Origin of the sequence: uncultured Pseudokineococcus sp. (assembly GCF_947495735.1) — a bacterium.
In the GTDB taxonomy this organism is placed as follows: domain Bacteria; phylum Actinomycetota; class Actinomycetes; order Actinomycetales; family Quadrisphaeraceae; genus Pseudokineococcus.
The window spans coordinates 615,064-630,124 of sequence record NZ_CANMAA010000001.1 but is presented as its reverse complement, the minus strand read 5'-3'; the positions used below and the strand labels follow the sequence as shown (position 1 = coordinate 630,124).

Genomic DNA, 15,061 nt, shown 5'->3' with positions numbered 1-15,061 from the left:
GATCTGCCTCGGGGGGCGGCGGGGTCGCTCACGCGACGCTGACGCCGATGACGATGATGACGACCCAGGCGACGCCGAGGACCTGCAGGGTCCGGTCGCCGAGCACGATGTCCTCCGGCGCCCCGGCGCTCCCCCGGTCGATGTCCACCGCGTAGCGGAGCAGAGCCAGGACGAAGGGGGCGATGGACAGGGCCGGCCACGGGTTGCCGGACTCCGGCGTCGTCAGCTCGAAGGCCCACAGGCTGTAGGCGGTCACCGCCACGGCGGCCGACAGGCTCCACACGAAGCGCAGGTAGCTCTCGGAGTACTCCTTGAGCGCCGAGCGCGTCGCCGCCTCGTCCGGGCCGACGAGCCGGTGCTCGGAGTACCGCTTGCCCGCCACCATGAACAGGGAGCCGAAGGCGGCGACGAGCAGGAACCACTGCGAGAGGGCGATGCCCGCGGCGACGCCGCCCGCCATGGCCCGCAGCAGGAAGCCGGAGGCGACCACCGCGAGGTCGATGACCGCCTGGTGCTTGAGGAAGAAGCAGTAGGCCAGCTGGACCACGACGTACGTGCTGATCACCGCGACGAGCCCCGCGGAGCTCGTCAGCGCGGCCAGGGCGACAGCCGCGGCGAGCAGGAGGGCTCCGACCCCGACGGCCAGGCCCGGGGGCACGACGCCCGCGGCGATGGGGCGGTGCCGCTTGACCGGGTGGGCGCGGTCGGCCTCGACGTCACGAGCGTCGTTGACGAGGTAGATGCCCGAGGCGGCCAGGCAGAAGACGACGAAGGCGAGCGCGGTCGCCACCAGCACCGAGGGCTGCAGCAGCACCCCGGCGGCCAGGGGCGCGGCCAGCACGAGGACGTTCTTGACCCACTGCCGCGGGCGGGCGGTGCGGACGAGGCCGACCAGCACGCCGAGCGGGCTCGCGCCGCGCTCCGGGTCGCCCGTGCGGCGGTCGGTCACCGTGGTGGTGCGGCTCGGGGCCGCCATCACCGGTGCCCGCGCAGCAGCCGGCGCGCGCCGAGCGCGGTGGCGCCGCCGAGGGCGGAGCCGGCGAGGACGTCGCTCGGGTAGTGCACGCCCAGCAGGACCCGGGAGGTCCCCATGGCCGCGACGAGCGCCACCGCCACAGCCCTCGCCGCCGGGGACCGACCGAGCAAGGGGGTCAGGACGACGGCGGCGGCCGTGGTGCTCGTGGCGTGCGAGCTCGGGAAGCTCAGGCGGCTGGGGGTGCCCACGAGCGGAGGGGCGTCCGCGAGGTCCGGCCGGGGCCGGCGCACGACCCGCTTGAGGACGACGCTCGTCGCGTGGGACGCCAGGACGACGGCGCCGGCCTCGAGCCAGGGCCGGCGCTCGGCGGGCCGCAGCAGCGCACCGCTGAGCGCGACCAGCGTCCAGCCGGCGGCGTGCTCGCCCACGGTCGAGAGCGCGCGCGCCGCACCCACGGGCACCGGGCGGTCCAGGGCGCGCCGCACCCCGCGCAGGACGGCGACGTCGACGTGAGGAGGGCTCGCGAGGACGTCAGGCACGCCCCCAGGCTAGGCGCCGCGCGGGCCCGCGCGAACCGGCCCCGCCGGACGCGTCCTCTACTGTCCACGTCCATGGCGTCGTCGACCGCGGGCAGCACCACCACCGCGGCCCGCGGGCGGCGGGTCGACGCGCTGCGCGCACGGAGCGCCCCGCTGGCCGGGGCGGCTCTCCCGCTCCTCGACCGCTCGTCGCCGTCCGCGCGCCGGTGGTACCTCCTCGGCGCGCTCCTGGCCTCGATCGCCGCCTACCTGCGGCTGCCGCCCGGCGCGGCCGGGTCCATCTGGGCGGAGGACGGCACCCGCTTCCTCACGGACCAGCTGGTGATCGGCTGGCCGGCGAGCACGACCGAGCCCTACGCCGGCTACATGCACCTGGTGCCGCGGCTGGCCGCTCTCGTCGCGGGCGAGGTCCCGCCGAGGTGGGCCGACGACGTGTTCGCCGTCCTCGCCTCCCTCGTGGTCGGGGTCTGCGCCGCCGCGACGTTCGCCCTCGCTCGCGGCCACCTGCCCTCGCCGGTGGTCCGGGGGCTGCTCGCGAGCATGGTGGTGCTGCTGCCGACCGCCGGGCTCGAGGCGGCCGGCAACACCGCGAACAGCCACTGGTTCCTCATGGCGACGGCCTTCTGGGCCCTGACCAGCCGGCCGACGAGCCGGTCGGGTGCGGCCCTCGCCGCGGGCGTGGTGGTGCTCGCCATGGGCAGCGACCCGCTGACGGCGATCCTGGCCCCCCTGGTCCTGGCTCGCGTCGTCCTGCTGCGCGGCCTGCGGGACCACGTCGTCACCGCGGCGTTCGTCCTGTCCAGCGCGGTGCAGGCCCTCGTCGTCCTGGGCACCGACCGCGGGCCGGGCGACCCGACGCCCGCGACCGGCGAGGTGCTCGCGGCCTACCTCACCCGCGTCCCCTACACGCTCATGACCGGGCTGGGCCGAGCTGCGTCCCTCTTCGAGCAGCACGGCTGGCTCGTCGTGGTGGCCGCGCTGGTCCCCTTCGGCGTCGCCGGGGCCCTGGCCCTGCTGGTGGACGCGCGGACGAGGTGGGTCGCCCTGACCGCGGCGCCCGCCTCCGTCGTCTTCTTCGTCGTGCCCGCAGCCGTCTCGTGGAGCGACCGCTTCGACCCGTTCGCCTTCGGGGTCGACCCCAACCCCTCGAGCCGGTACTCCGTCGTCCCGATGCTGCTGCTGCTCGCGGTGGCGGCCGCGGGTCTCCAGGCGGCGCTGGACCGCTTCCCGCGGCCGCTCGCCGGGGCGCTGCTGGCCCTCGTCCTCGTGCTCGGCGCCGTGACCGTCCTCCCCAGCTTCCGCCCGGAGGCGGCGACCCGGGTCGGCCCGCTGTGGGACGCCGGTGTCCTGGCCGCCGCGCAGGAGTGCCGAGCCGATCCGTCGCTCGTCAGCGCGCGCGTCCAGATCGCGCCCGACCGGCCGAACTGGGTCGTCGACCTGCCCTGCACCTCGTTGCGCTGACCGCGCCCGCCGCGAGCCGGACCGGTCTCACGGGCAGAGCTCGGCCACCGCCTGCGCGGGGTCCCTCGGGATGGTGAGCGAGGTCCGGTGCGGGGCCCCGAGGAGGTTGGCCACGAACCGCTCGGGCGTCAGCGGCGCCCGGACGGAGTCCTGCATCTCCGCGAGGTCGCCGCACCCGAGGGCCTCCCGCGCCGCGGCGACCTCCTGCGGCGAGGGCCCGTCGGGGAACAGGGCGGCGCCGGGCTGCACGGCGTCGGCGGCGATCCAGCTGTCGGGCAGCACCTTCTCGTGACCGGGCCGGTCCCGGGCACCGAGCTCGATGTGGGCGGCCAGCGGGTAGGTGAGGCCCAACGGGTCCAGGACCGCCTCGTCCAGCTGGGTCATGCTCCCGCCGGTGCCGGCGATGCTCGTGACGACGGCCACGTCCCACGGGAGCTGCTCCGCCACCGGCAGCTGGGCGGAGCGGTTGCGCCACACGAGGCCCTGCGGCCTCGCCTCGGCCACCTCCGTCGCCAGCGCGTGGAACGACGCCACGAAGGGAGCGGCGGTCGTGGGGTTCGCCTCGCCCACCGAGGACGCCCAGAAGGCGCGCTCGTCGGCGATGCCGGACCCGAGGTCGAGCGGGGGGTCCGCACTCGCGTAGTCCGGCCGCAGCGCGACGGCGCTGACCAGCGCCCAGACCGCTGCGCCGATGACCAGTGCCAGGCGCAGCCGCGAGAGGGGGACGACGAAGACGGGGAGCAGCACGAGGAGCAGCGGCGGCAGCAGCATCCGCGCGTGCATGAAGTCACCGCCGACCCGCAGGACGTAGGTCGCCAGGACCAGCGCGACGACGAGGGGGGCCGCCACGAGGACCAGGTCGGCGCGGTCGCGCGAGCGCGCTCCGCGGGCGAGGAGGAGCACCGTGGCCGCACCCACGAGGACGAGGGGCACCACCAGCGCGTAGGGCGCCACCAGGTCGAGGAGGTAGACGAGACCGCGGTCCCACAGCGCCGCTCCGGCGCTCTTGGCGATCGCCGTCTGCGGCACCAGGACGCCGTAGTAGCCCATCCGGAAGACCTGGTAGGCCACGGGGAGTGCGATGCCGGCGGCGAGCAGGAGCACGCCGGCGCGGAGCCCGGCTCCCCGTCGCCACCAGAGCGCGAGCAGCAGCACGGCGCTCGCCACGGCGAGCTCCGGGCGCACGAGGGGCCCCAGTCCGAGCAGCACCGCGACCAGCGGGCCGCGCCGGGAGCCCGCCGCCCCTGCGCGAGAGCTGACCACGAGGCTCCAGTAGGCCGTGCTGAGCCAGGCGAAGACCAGGCCCGTCTCCAGTCCCGACGTCGCGAAGTCCCAGAAGGGCGGCAGCCCGAGCACGACGAGGGCGCCCAGCGGGAGGAGTCGCTCGGAGCCCGGGGCGCCCGCGTGCAGGCGCCGGGAGGCGTCGACGGCCACGGCCACGGCCACGACGGAGAGCACCAGGCCGACCCAGACCGACAGGCGGACGAGGTCGACGTCGACGACCGCCCCGACCAGCGCGAGCAGGTAGGTCCAGAGCGTCGAGGTGTTGGCCTCCACCCGCTCGCCGGCGTTGAAGACCGGTCCGTCGCCCGCGAGCAGCTGGCGCACGGTGCGGGTGACGATGAGGCCGTCGTCGCTGACCCACCGGCGGGTCCAGGCGAGGGCCGCGAAGGCGCCCGTCACGGCGAGCAGGACGACGAGGTTCCAGCGGGTCGACGTCGTCGCGCGCACGGCCTCCGGTCGCGGGGGTGCTTGGACGCTCACGTCCCGAACGTACTGGTCCGCACGGGGCCCTCGACGACAGGGCTGCTCGCGCAGCGCTCCGGTCGGCGACGCTCGGTCACCGCCCGCTGCCCGGGCCGGACGCGCGCCCCACCGGCGTCAGGCGCGCGTCACCACGCGCTGCCCGCTGGCCGCGTACCGGGCCTCGGTCGCCGCCTTGCGCGGGCGCCACCACTCCTCGTGGGCGCGGTACCAGTCGACGGTCGCCGCGAGGCCCTCCTCGAAGGTGGTGTACCGGGGCGTCCACCCGAGCTCGGTGCGCAGCTTCGACGAGTCGATGGCGTAGCGCAGGTCGTGGCCCGGTCGGTCCGTGACGTGGTCGTAGTCGCCCGCGTCGCGGCCGAAGGCCTCGAGCACGAGCTCCACGACGCGCTTGTTGCTCAGCTCGCCGTCCGCGCCGATGAGGTAGGTCTCGCCCAGGCGGCCGTGCTCGAGGACCTCCCACACCGCGCTGTTGTGGTCCTCGACGTGGATCCAGTCCCGCACGTTCTCCCCCGCCCCGTACAGCTTCGGGCGCACGCCGTCGACGAGGTTGGTGATCTGCCGGGGGATGAACTTCTCGACGTGCTGGTAGGGCCCGTAGTTGTTCGAGCAGTTCGAGATCGTGGCGCGCACCCCGAAGGAGCGCGCCCACGCCCGCACGAGCAGGTCGCTGCCGGCCTTCGTGGAGCTGTACGGGCTCGAGGGGTTGTAGGGCGTCTGCTCGGTGAAGCGCTGCGGGTCGTCGAGCTCCAGGTCGCCGTACACCTCGTCGGTCGAGATGTGGTGGTAGCGGACGTCGTGGGCCCGCACGGCCTCCAGCAGCGCGTAGGTGCCCAGCAGGTTCGTGCGCACGAACGGGCTCGGGTCCGAGAGCGAGTTGTCGTTGTGGCTCTCGGCGGCGAAGTGGACGACGGCGTCGCTGCCCGCGACGAGGCGCGCGACGAGGTCGGCGTCGGCGACGTCGCCCTCGACGAAGGAGATGCGCTCGGCGACGTCGGCCAGGGACGCGCGGTCCCCCGCGTACGTGAGCGCGTCGAGGACGGTCACGTCGACGCCCGGGCGCTCGCGCACCGTCTGGTGGACGAAGTTGGCGCCGATGAAGCCGGCACCCCCGGTGACGAGCAGGCGCATCGTTCTCCCTCGGTCGTGGCGGTCTGGCGCCTCACCCTACGAGCCCCGGCGCGCCCGGTGTCCCGGCACCGGGCGCTGCGGCGATCGGGTGACATCTCGCCCCCGCCGGTGGGAGGGGGCCGCGGCGTGCCGACGACCCTGGGGTGATGGAGACCGCACCGCACCTCGACCGCACTCCTCGGACGGCGCGCGAGCGTCCCGCCCCGCGCACGGTGCTGCGCGCGGTGCTGGCCCTGGTCGTCGGGGCCGTGGTGCTGACGCCCGCCTCGGCCGACGCCGCCGCGACGGTCCGCGTCGGCTCCTGCTCCCTGCCCGCCGACGCCTCGATGCAGAAGCTGGTCGCCTCGGGCGAGGGGCGTGCCGCGCTCGTCATCGGCCCCGAGGACATGGCGTGGGCGAGGACGGTCGAGGCCAGGGCCACGACGACCGCCTCGAGCCCCGAGGGCGTGCGCACGCGCCAGCAGCTGAAGTTCGCCGACGCCGCGCTGTCGGCGCCCCTGCCGACGGCGAAGAACCTCTCCCTCGGCGCGCGGGCGTCGGCCGAGCGGATGCTCCGGCTGCGCTACGCCCAGGAGGTCGTGGCGGACGGCCGCTCCCCGGCCCTCGCCGAGGGCACGACCCCCACGTCGTCCGCCACGTACGCCCGCCGGGTCGCCGACGAGGTGCTCGCCTGGTCGAAGATGCCGTCCTGGGGCGCCTCCACGGCCCTGACCGCCGACGACTCCCTCCTGGAGGCGGCCGAGGTGGGCACCACCGTGGCGCTCGGCTACAGCCTCGTCGCCGACCGCCTGAGCGGCGCGCAGCGCGCGCAGGTCCTCGACGCCCTCACCCGCAACCTGCTGGCACCGGCCTGCGCCGGCTGGAACCGCGGCATCTGGATGACGGAGTCGCGCCACAACTGGGGCGTCATCGTCAACAGCGGTGCCGTGATGGCCGCGATGGTCGTCGCCGAGCGGGACGAGGCGCTCGCCGGCGCGGTGGTCAAGCAGGCGCTGCCGCGGGCCAACCGCGCCACGTCCGTGAGCGGCGGCGACGGCGGCAGCTTCGAGGGGCCGAACTACGCGGTCCTGTCCCACCGCTACCTCGCCTACCTCTCGGCCTCCATGACGCTCTCCTACGGCGAGGGCGGCCGGCGGCTCGTGCAGGCGGTGCCCGACGCGGCGAGGTACTACCTCCACTCGACGGGCCCCTCAGGGCGGCCGTTCACCTACAGCGACTCCGACGGCGCGCTGATGATGCCCTGGCTGCCCCTGTGGAACGCCCGGCACGGCGGGGACCCCCTCGGCGACTGGCTGGGCCAGCAGCGCCTGGCCCAGAGCCACCCCGACACGCTGCTGCTGCTCTGGACCCGACCCGCGACGACCACCCCTGCGGCGGCGGAGGCCCCGCGCCGCACCTTCCCCCGCTCCGGGGTGGCGACCCTGCGCAGCAGCTGGGCGAAGGACGCGACGTGGGTCGGCGTCAAGGGCGGGTGGAACAGCGCGAACCACAGCCACCTCGACCTCGGGAGCCTGGTCCTCGACGCGAACGGCCGACGCTTCGTCGACGACCCGGGCCAGGACTCCTACTCCCTCCCCGGCTACCTCTCGGGCGCGAACCGCTTCGGGTACTGGCGCCGGTCCACCGCTGGCCACTCGACGCTCGCCCGGGCGGGCGTCAACCAGCCGGCGGGGGCCGCAGCGGCCGTGACCGCCCCCCAGGCGCTCTCCGGCGGGCGGGCGATGGTCGGCGTCGACACGACCTCCGCGCTGCAGGCCATGTCCGCGCGGCGCGAGGTGACGATGCAGGGCGAGGTGGTGACGGTCAAGGACACGTCGCGCTTCGCGAAGCGGACGTCCTTGCGCTGGAAGATCCAGACGCAGGCGGCCGTGCGCCTCGAGCGCGGCGGGCGCTCCGCCGTCCTCACGATCGACGGGCAGTCCCTGGAGGTCCGCCTCGGCAGCTCCACGCCCGGCGCCTTCCGCGTCCGGGCGGCGCCGGCCGCGCCCGCCGGCGGCGTGTCCACCTCCGGATGGCGGTCGGTCGACCTCGACCTCACCACCTGGCCGGCGAGCAGTGGCACGACCGCCGCCGGGATCGTCGTCTCCTTCATCCCGCGCTGAGCCCCCTGCGCTGGTCTGCGGCGGCCCGGGCGTCGACGCCAGAGGGCGATCGTCATCCCCACCAGCCGGGAGGCGCGAGCCTCCTCCGCACGTGCTCGTCGCAGACGTCGCGCGCCACCCGGCGTCGCGCGTCGTCGCCGTCGAAGAGGTCCCGGTGGCCTTCAACACGGGAGCCCGCGACCTCGGTCGTGCGCGTCGTCCGGACGGACGGGACCAGCGCGTCGGGCATCTCGTCGACGACGACGCAGGCGACGGCGACGTCGCCGAGCAGCCGTCTCGGGCCGGCCGGCACCGCCGCCGGCGAGGACGGCGTCAGCCCTCCGCGCCGTCCTCGCCGGAGAACACCGCCGCGTCGAGGGTGCGCAGCTCCTCGGTCGCGAGACCGAGCAGCTCCCGCTTGCTCGTGGTGACGTCGGCACCCGGTCTGAGGTTGAGGAAGAACTCGTGGCCCACGGTGGGGTGGAACCAGGACTCGCGGACCTGCACGTACCCGAGGTCGGCGAGGTCTGCGAGCAGCAGCCGGAGGTGGTTCGGCGTGAAGACCCAGTTGTGGACGTCGACGTACTGCCCCGACGCCGCTTCGTCCGCCAGCTCGTGCACCGCGGACATGTCGTGCACGAACTCGTACGTCCCGCGGTGGAGCGGCGCCCAGGACGTGGTGCCGCGGTGGCGGACGGCCTTCATGCCGAACTCGGTGAGCGTCCCCCGGGTGTGCACCGCCGGGGGGTTGAGCGCGGCGTCGATCACCCTGGCGAGAGAGCTCCGCTCCCGGAACCTGTCGAAGCAGTACCGGCTGTCGGGCACCACGAGGCACAAGACGCCGTTCGGTGCCAGGAGGCTCGTGCACTCCTCGACGAAGTGCACGAGCGAGGTCGTGTGCTCGAGCACGTGCGAGGCCATGACGAGGTCGAAGCGCTCGGTGATCACCTCGCTCATGCGGGCGCCCGGTGCCAGGACGTAGTCGACGTCCTCGATGTCGTCCGGCGAGTACTGCGAGAAGCTCTGGTACTTCTCGACGAGTCTTGCGCGGTCGAGGTAGTCGACGGTCCTCGTGCGGAAGCCCTCGCGCTTCGGGAGGACCGCGTTGTGCGCGGGGCCGATCTCCAGCACCAGACCGTCGCGAGGAGCCCCCGCGAACGCCGCATCTCGCCGGAGCTCCTGCCGGGTCCGGGACGGCGCGGGCGAGGCGACTCCCGCCGGCATCGCGGGTTGCACCGGAGGTCCCGCAGGCCCCGGCGGCCCCGGAGGCCCCGGAGGGCCGGGAGGTCCGGGAGGTCCGGCCGGTCCCCGAGGCCCCGCACGTCCTGAGGGGCCCGCAGGTCCCGGAGGCCCTCCCCGTCCTGCGGGGTCCGCCCCCGGCGGCCGCGAGGGGTGCCGCCGCCGAGCCGGCGCGCCGGTGGGTGGTGGCACCAGGACTGGCGGCAGCCACCCCCGCCGGTCGAGATCGCGCCGCACCCGCCAGAGCCGCCGCCGCACCGGTGTGGGCAGGAGGCGCCGCAGCGCGCGTCCGGCTCTGCTGTGCACGTCGACCTCCTCGAGAGCGCTGCTGTCCGTCGGACCGCGACCATCCTCGATGGCCGAGCCGCCGTCAACGCCCGGCCTGGGGAGCGCACCGGGGTCGCTCCCGCGCCGGGCCCACCACCGGTGGTCCGTCCCGGTGGCCGAGGGGGCGAGGCGCCTAGGATCGGGACATGCAGGACTTGGACGACGACGCCCGGCCCCCGTCCGCACCGCCCGCCGGCGAGGTGCCCCTGCCCCCGCTGGAGCTGCGCACCGGTGGTGCGCACTTCACGGACGACCAGGACTACCGGCGGCTCGCCGCCCGCGACGTGCGGGGGCTGCAGGAGCGCGCGGGCCTCGGCGCCGCCAGCAGGCTCCTGGACTGGGGCTGCGGCGCAGGACGTCTGGCCGTGGGCCTGCGGGCCACCGGGGCGGAGTTCGGGTCCTACCTGGGGGTGGACGTCCAGGCGGACCACGTCGCCTGGGCGCAGGCGAACCTCGCGACCGACCGCATCTCCTTCGTGCGGGTCGACGACCCCAACGCCCGCTACAACCCCGGGGGCACGGCGGTGCGCGACCTGCCCGCCGAGGACGCCTCCGTCGACGTCCTGCACGCCTACTCCGTCTTCTCCCACATGACGGCCGACGACACCGCCCGGTACCTCGAGGGCGTCTGCCGGGTGCTGGCGCCGGCCGGACGGGCTGTCGTCACGGCCTTCGTGGAGCGCGGCGTCCCCTCCTGGTCGGTGAACCCCCCCGGCTACGGGCCGCTCGCCTGGGAGGGCCCGCTGCACTGCGTCCGCTACGACGAGGACTTCTTCGCCGACCTCGTGGCGGCGAGCGGCCTGGCCGTGGTCGACCTCAGCCGCGGGGGCGAGACGGACGGCCAGTCGCTGCTCGTGCTCGAGCGCGCACGACGCGCCGCAGGCGACCCGCCCGCCGCCTGACCCCCGTGAGCACCCGCGCCCCCACCCTCCGGACGTCGTCGGCGACGGGCGGCGGGGACGCCTTCTCCTGGCGCGCGAGGCGCCTCGCCAGCTCGCGGCGCTCCGACCGGGCCTCCTCGAGGGCGCGCCGGGCGCTGTCCCGCTCCGAGCCCAGCCGCCGGGCCAGCCGCATGGTCTCCCGCGACTGCTCCAGCGCGTCCGCGGTCTCGCGCTCCAGGGCCGTCAGCAGCGCGCCCGTCTCCACCAGGTCGGCGTGCCGCTCGGGCTCGAGGTCCGCCGGGACGTCGGCGAGCAGAGGGGCCAGCAGCTCCGGCTGGTGCGCGCGACCCTCCTCGACCAGCGCGCGGAGGTGGTCCCGCAGCCAGGTGTCCTCCACGAAGGAGCCGCGCGCGACGCCCTCCTCGAGGCTCTCCTGCGGCGGCAGGCGCAGCGCGTAGAGGTGGAGGAGGCGACCCGCCGCGTGGCGCCGGTAGTCGGCCATGCCGTGGTGCCGCGGGCTCGGCCGCAGGTCGGGGTTGGACTCGTACGCCCGACCCGCGTGCACCACCTTGCGCTCCACCTGCGCCCAGGAGCGCCACGGGACGTGCAGCACCTCGATCGCGACGGCCGGGTCCGGCTGCCCGTTGCTCGCGAGGCTGACGAAGTGGTTGCCCTGCGCGACGACGACGTCGGACTCGCCGCGGTGCACCGCGTCGGGCGTCGGGTGGGCGTGGACGCCCACGCCCAGCAGCTCCTCGGCCGACCGCTGGTCGCGGTAGAGCAGGCGCTTCGCCCAGGACCCCGGCTGCGAGGCGCTCCCGACGAGGTTGGTCACCGGCACGGTGAACGCGTTGAGGGACAGCGGGGTCCGCTCGAGGGCCTGGCGCAGGTCCAGGCTCCGGTCGACCGGGACCCAGAACTCGTCGGCGTCGATGTTGAGCACCCAGTCCGCGGCGAAGCGGGTGCGCGCCCGCCGGGCCATGCGGGTCACGACCTCGCTCTGCTGCTTGCGGTGGACCGGGTCGCGGTGCAGCTCGACGAGGCCGCGGTCGGCGTAGGACTGCAGCACCTCGGCCGTCCCGTCGACGGAGCCGTTGTCGGTGACGACCAGCGCGTCGATCCCCTGGCCGAGGTGGTGCTCCACCACGGCGGCGACGACGTCGACCTCGTCACGCACCATGAGCGTGGCGACGATCCTCATGTCAGCTGCCTCCTGGGCGTGTCCGTGTCAGAGCGGGTGTGCGCGTGCGTGGCGCGCCAGAGCGGGACCGCTCGCTCCAGCAGCCGCGCCGCGCGGGCGTCGAAGGAGTGTCTCTCGGCCACCGCCGCGGCGACGCGACGGCGCGCGGCGTCGTCGCCGAACACCTCGTCGGGGTCGCCGCGGAGCAGGTCGCCCAGCTCCTCCGCGGTGCGGGCGACCCGGACCGAGCGGCCGAAGTCCGCCGGCAGCCCGGCGACGTCGTCGCTGACCACGCGCGCGCCGGCGGCCACGGCGTCGAAGAGGCGGTTGGAGACGAACCCCTCGGCGCGCATGTCCTCCCAGTGGTCGTTCAGGACGACACCGGCGGAGCGGTAGGCGGCGGCGAGGGCCTCGTTGGGCACGTACGCGCCCTTGACGAACCGCTCGGGGATGAGCCCCTCCCACCCGGGCCCGTAGACCGACAGCGGCAGGCCGCTGTCGGCGGCCAGGCCCACCATGAGCCGGCGCTGCAGCCGCGAGTTGCCCACGAAGAGCACGGGGTGGCCGGTGTCGGGCACCCCGGCGTCCGGGTGGAAGCGGCTGGGGTCGCACGCCTGCAGGAGCGCCTCGACGTCGACGCCCCAGCCCTGCCGCGTGCGCTGCGCCCAGGTCTCGCTCGCGGCGAAGACGGCGTCGTACTGCTCGAGCTCGCTGCGCCCGACCATCTCCGGGTGCGAGATGAGCCAGAGGAGGTTCACCTGGCCCGGGACGGGCACGTACTCCGGCGCCAGCCCCCGCACCACGAGCACGACGTCGTCGTGGACGCCCGTGGCCCGGTTGAACTCGGCCCGGTGGTCGTGGACGACCTCCTGCCCGTGGCGCTCGAGAGCTGCTCCCAGCGCACGCAGGAAGTGGGTGTCGCCCCAGCGCTCGGCCTCCTCGCCCGCGGGCGCCGGGTTCTTCAGGGCCCAGCGCAGGCGGGGCGCGGGCTCGTCCACCCTCGGCCTGCGCCACAGGCGGGGCTCGGGGAGCGAGGCGGGGCCGTCCGCCCCCATGCGGTGGCGCACGGCGTGCCCCGCGACCTCCAGACCTGCTCGGGCCCAGAGGTCGACGTCGTCCCGCGGGGCCTGGTCGCGCCACCGCTCGAGGTAGACGCGCCGGTTCTGCACGGCCTTGGCGTACCTGCCCGTCGCCCGCGACTCGTAGTGGACCACCCGGGAGTCCGGGCGCACCACGAAGTGGCCGCCGGACGCGCGCTGCAGGCGCAGTCCGAGGTCGACGTCCTCCATCCCGTTGCGGAAGACGGGGTCGAGGCCCTGCACGCGCGCGACGTCGACGGCCCGGACCGCCATCGCGGCGGCCGTCAGCGCCGAGAAGGTGGCGCCGGGCAGGGCGCGGACGCCGTCCTCTGCGGGGAAGCCCTGCAGGAAGGCGTGCGGGACGCCGCCCACGGCCGGGAAGGCGACGCCCGCGGACTGGATGCTCCCGGTCGGGTAGAGCAGGAGGGACTGGGCCCCGAGCACCTGCGGGTCCCGCAGGGCCTCGACCAGGGGGTCGAGCCAGCCGTCGAGGACCTCGGTGTCGTTGTTGAGCAGGACGACGTGCTCGCCGGTGGCCGCCGCGAGGCCGAAGTTGTTGCCGAGCGCGAAGCCGTGGTTCGTGGCCAGCGCCACCACGCGCACCACGGCGCCGGGGTGGCGCAGCGGGAGGGCGTCCAGCTGCACGGCCACCGACAGGGGGGTGCCGTTGTCCACGACCACCACCTCGACGTCCCGGCCCCCGCCGCGCGTCGTCTCGACGACCCGCTCGACGGCTCGCGCGGTGAGGACGACGTCGTCGTGCGTCGGGATGACGACGCTGACGCTGCCCGGTGCCCGCGGGCGGGTCACCTGCTCGTCCCAGTCGAGCACCCGGCGGTTGAGGACCACGTCGCCCCAGGTGCTCAGCGCCCCCGGGTCGCGCACGGAGGCCTCCCGGGTCCGGCCGCGGTACGGCCCGCGCGGCGTCGGGGGGGACCAGACGTGCGTCCCGACCGCCGGCACCGGCTCCACACCCGTCTCCAGGGCCACGCGCAGGAGCCAGTCGGCGTCGGCAGCGGCGGCGAGGGGCAGCTCCTCGTCGAAGGCGCCCGCCTCGACGGCCGCCGACCGCCGCACGAGGACGCTCGACAGCGGGGCCGTCGCCCCCTGCACCAGGGCCTCGGGCGTCAGGCGACCGGTCGTGTACCGCGTCGCGCGCGTCGGCGGGTCCGCGACCGCCTTCGGCGTCGGGCCCAGGTGCACCTCGCTCACGTCGTGGACGGCGGGCCCGACCGCGGTCGAGAGCACGGACCGGCAGGTGCGCAGGTGGTCGGGGCCCCAGGCCGCCCCGTCGACGAGCCAGGCCACCGCGTCCGCCGTCGCCACGGCGAGGCCGAGGTTGCGGAGCCGGGCGGCGCCGGGCCGGCTCGAGCGGACCACCCGGTGACCGCCCCGCCCCGCCGCCGGCGCCAGCTCCTCCACCACCGCCTCGGGGAGGTCGTCGTGGTGGACGAGCACCACCTCGAAGTCGCGGTCCACCTGGGCCGCGAGGGACCGGAGCGAGTCGAGCAGCAGCTCGGGCAGGACCCCGTCGGCGACCACGACGACGCTGACCGCCGGGTGGGCCGCCGTGCGCGGGGGCGGGTCCGGGATCTCGACGGCGGGACGGGGGGCCCTGTCCTGCTGCGGGCGCAGCGACTGCCGGTGCGCCCACCGAGCGCCCTGCGCGCCGAGCCAGGTCACGAGGTCGCCGTGCTCGGCCGGGGAGAACCACGAGCTCGGGCGGTGCCCGGCGGAGGCGCCCACCTGGACGTAGTGGCCGAAGACGCCGGCCCGGTGGGACAGCGCCTCGGGGTGCTCGGCGACGTAGAGCTCGGCGTCCAGCAGCGGGTGCGGGGAGAGCTCGCGCGGCAGCTCGTCGGAGACGAGCCGCAGGAAGAGCTCCGCCGGGGTCTCCTCCGCCTCCTCGGGCTCCCCCGCCGCCGCCACGAGCGGAGGGGCGGGCTGGTCGAGCTCGGCGAGCCGCTCGAGCTCGGCGAGCCGCTCGAGCTCGGCGAGCCGGGCCAGCTCGGCGAGCTCGGCGAGCCGGTCGCGCACGTGCCCGACGTCGAACAGCGGGTGCGGCGAGTGCTGGAGGTCCTCGCTGCGTCGCACGTAGTGCCGGGCCGCGGCGGCGCGGGAGCGCGTCCCGCCCGTGATGGCGTTGTACCAGTCGTGGTCGAAGAACGGGGAAGCCACCAGGCGCTCGGCCGCACTGGGCGGCGGCGGCGTCGCCGGCGTCTTCGTCACCACCGCCGCGCCCCGGCCCGAGGTGGCGCGCCGCCCGGCCGCCGCCAGCTGCCAAACCCCCCGGACGCCCCTCACCTCGAGCCCCGGTGCGGGTCCGAGGTGGTGGAGCAGAGGCCTGCGAGGGCGGCACCGCTGCTCTGGTGGTCCGGGCGGATCAGCACCGCTCGAGCATAG

Annotated in this window: 11 protein-coding genes; 3 read left to right on the top strand and 8 right to left on the bottom strand. The window is 75.7% G+C overall.

What is annotated here, in order from left to right:
- Positions 1-28 precede the first annotated feature (28 nt).
- Both Q0848_RS02630 and Q0848_RS02625 read right to left on the bottom strand, forming a co-directional pair.
- Positions 29-976: a decaprenyl-phosphate phosphoribosyltransferase gene (locus Q0848_RS02630; protein ID WP_299034384.1), complete on the bottom strand. Its 948-nt coding sequence runs from the start codon at positions 974-976 to the stop codon at positions 29-31.
- Complete coding sequence (locus Q0848_RS02625) at positions 976-1,515, bottom strand: phosphatase PAP2 family protein (protein ID WP_299034381.1); 540 nt, start codon at positions 1,513-1,515, stop codon at positions 976-978. The genes Q0848_RS02630 and Q0848_RS02625 overlap by 1 nt, the downstream gene beginning before the upstream one ends.
- A 72-nt stretch (positions 1,516-1,587) precedes the next feature.
- Between Q0848_RS02625 and Q0848_RS02620 the strand changes: the two genes are divergently transcribed.
- A complete protein-coding gene (locus Q0848_RS02620) occupies positions 1,588-2,976 on the top strand; it encodes a hypothetical protein (protein WP_299034378.1) in 1,389 nt (462 codons plus the stop codon).
- A 27-nt stretch (positions 2,977-3,003) separates the two neighbouring features.
- On the opposite strand, the gene Q0848_RS02615 is transcribed toward Q0848_RS02620, so the two are convergent.
- A complete protein-coding gene (locus Q0848_RS02615) occupies positions 3,004-4,740 on the bottom strand; it encodes a hypothetical protein (protein WP_299034376.1) in 1,737 nt (578 codons plus the stop codon).
- A 117-nt stretch (positions 4,741-4,857) separates the two neighbouring features.
- On the bottom strand, positions 4,858-5,871 hold the full coding sequence (gene rfbB / locus Q0848_RS02610) for a dTDP-glucose 4,6-dehydratase (protein ID WP_299034372.1): 1,014 nt from the start codon (positions 5,869-5,871) through the stop codon (positions 4,858-4,860).
- Positions 5,872-6,017: 146 nt separating this feature from the next.
- Here rfbB and Q0848_RS02605 point away from each other — a divergent pair, with 146 nt between their 5' ends.
- Positions 6,018-7,973, top strand: a complete 1,956-nt coding sequence (locus Q0848_RS02605; protein WP_299034369.1) for a heparinase II/III family protein — start codon at positions 6,018-6,020, stop codon at positions 7,971-7,973.
- Between the two features lie 52 nt (positions 7,974-8,025).
- Here the strand turns inward: Q0848_RS02605 and Q0848_RS02600 are convergent, their stop codons facing one another.
- Both Q0848_RS02600 and Q0848_RS02595 read right to left on the bottom strand, forming a co-directional pair.
- Positions 8,026-8,265 carry a hypothetical protein gene (locus Q0848_RS02600; protein WP_299034367.1) on the bottom strand — a complete coding sequence of 80 codons (240 nt, stop codon included), beginning with the start codon at positions 8,263-8,265 and terminating at the stop codon, positions 8,026-8,028.
- A gap of 20 nt (positions 8,266-8,285) precedes the next feature.
- Positions 8,286-9,176, bottom strand: coding sequence for a bifunctional 2-polyprenyl-6-hydroxyphenol methylase/3-demethylubiquinol 3-O-methyltransferase UbiG (locus Q0848_RS02595; RefSeq protein WP_299034364.1), 891 nt, complete (start codon positions 9,174-9,176; stop codon positions 8,286-8,288).
- 488 nt (positions 9,177-9,664) lie between these two features.
- On the opposite strand from Q0848_RS02595, the gene Q0848_RS02590 reads away from it, so the two are divergent.
- Positions 9,665-10,420, top strand: a complete 756-nt coding sequence (locus Q0848_RS02590; RefSeq protein ID WP_299034361.1) for a class I SAM-dependent methyltransferase — start codon at positions 9,665-9,667, stop codon at positions 10,418-10,420.
- Here the strand turns inward: Q0848_RS02590 and Q0848_RS02585 are convergent.
- Both Q0848_RS02585 and Q0848_RS02580 read right to left on the bottom strand, forming a co-directional pair.
- Positions 10,335-11,600 carry a glycosyltransferase family 2 protein gene (locus tag Q0848_RS02585; protein WP_299034358.1) on the bottom strand — a complete coding sequence of 422 codons (1,266 nt, stop codon included), beginning with the start codon at positions 11,598-11,600 and terminating at the stop codon, positions 10,335-10,337. The two genes, Q0848_RS02590 and Q0848_RS02585, sit on opposite strands and share 86 nt — an antisense overlap.
- On the bottom strand, positions 11,597-14,890 hold the full coding sequence (locus Q0848_RS02580) for a glycosyltransferase (RefSeq protein ID WP_299034356.1): 3,294 nt from the start codon (positions 14,888-14,890) through the stop codon (positions 11,597-11,599). The genes Q0848_RS02585 and Q0848_RS02580 overlap by 4 nt, the downstream gene beginning before the upstream one ends.
- Positions 14,891-15,061 lie beyond the last annotated feature (171 nt).

Excerpts from the sequence above, each read along its gene's own strand:
- Q0848_RS02590 (WP_299034361.1), top strand. The coding sequence starts at position 9,665 with ATGCAGGACTTGGACGACGACGCCCGGCCCCCGTCCGCACCGCCCGCC.
- Q0848_RS02595 (WP_299034364.1), bottom strand. The coding sequence starts at position 9,176 with ATGCCGGCGGGAGTCGCCTCGCCCGCGCCGTCCCGGACCCGGCAGGAG.
- Q0848_RS02585 (WP_299034358.1), bottom strand. The coding sequence starts at position 11,600 with ATGAGGATCGTCGCCACGCTCATGGTGCGTGACGAGGTCGACGTCGTC.
- Q0848_RS02630 (WP_299034384.1), bottom strand. The coding sequence starts at position 976 with ATGGCGGCCCCGAGCCGCACCACCACGGTGACCGACCGCCGCACGGGC.
- rfbB (WP_299034372.1), bottom strand. The coding sequence starts at position 5,871 with ATGCGCCTGCTCGTCACCGGGGGTGCCGGCTTCATCGGCGCCAACTTC.
- Q0848_RS02605 (WP_299034369.1), top strand. The coding sequence starts at position 6,018 with ATGGAGACCGCACCGCACCTCGACCGCACTCCTCGGACGGCGCGCGAG.
- Q0848_RS02620 (WP_299034378.1), top strand. The coding sequence starts at position 1,588 with ATGGCGTCGTCGACCGCGGGCAGCACCACCACCGCGGCCCGCGGGCGG.